2 protein-coding genes are annotated in these 952 nt (G+C 63.7%); both read right to left on the bottom strand.

From position 1 onward, the window contains the following. On the bottom strand, positions 1-358 hold a 358-nt coding region (locus tag AC01FP_RS17915; RefSeq protein WP_474482137.1), incomplete at its 3' end, for a hypothetical protein. A 4-nt stretch (positions 359-362) separates the two neighbouring features. Continuing rightward, positions 363-952 (bottom strand): hypothetical protein (locus AC01FP_RS17910; RefSeq protein ID WP_474482135.1); only part of this gene is annotated, 590 nt, incomplete at its 5' end.

Here is a 952-nt window from a genome sequence, read left to right as displayed (position 1 = left end):
TACAGATCAGGGCACGCGCGCTCGGCAGACCTTCGGGCATGGCAGGCAGTTCGCGTCCGCTGCATTGCGAGCCGCCCTCGACGAAGCGGGTTTCGGCTTCCGAGGCAAGCTTGCCGCGCAGGACCCACAGGGTCCCGACCGGCGCGGCGGCATTGCGGCATATGATCGAATAGCGCCGGTCGAACAGGCCTGCGCCTGCTTCGGGAGCCATGATCTGCGCTTCGCACAGCCCGTTCGAGCCGACCGGGAAGCTGTCACGCAGGCTGATCGGCCGCTGCTGCTGTGCGGATGCAGAAGTCGGGACAGTCAGAACAGCCAGCGAACCGGCCAGAGCGGTTGCGAACGAAAGCGCTTTCATCGGATTACTCCCCACCGTCGTTCTCCTCATCTTCGTCTTCGTCCTCTTCGGCGGCCGTGTAGAGCGAGCTGTCACCGCCACTCATGACCCCGTCGTCGAGGTTCCCTTCCTCGGTCACGGCAGTCACTTCGACCAGCCCGGGGAAATCGACCCCGAACTCGGCGCTGGTTTCCTCTTCCGCCGGCGGCACCGGATCGGGTTCGGCCGTCGGTGCTTCGACCACTGCCGGGTTGTTGACCGGCGGAGCTGCTTCGATGATCTCTTCCGTGTTGCTTTCACACTCGTTGGTGTTGATGTCGCAATCGTTGAAGAAGCTGCCATCGTTGTAGCTGGAGCCGGGTCCACCACTGGCCGTGGCCGCCTTGTTGAAGTTGACCAGGTCGTAGAATGCCTCGCCGGTCACCAGCGTGCCGTCAGTGTTACGCTTGGCCCCGTAAGCGAAGACCGTGATTGGCCCCGGCGTGCTGTCGACGAACGAAGTCGAGCGGATTGACAGCATGCCGTCACCGACAAGGATCCCGCCCTGCGCTTCGTCTGTACCGGTATTGCGGACGAACAGGGTCTCGCCGACGCTGATGTCGATCGAACCGCCCC

This window comes from Cyanobium sp. NIVA-CYA 375, from assembly GCF_056108345.1.
The sequence above is the reverse complement of the archived record's forward strand: the minus strand, read 5'-3'. Positions and strand labels throughout refer to the sequence as shown.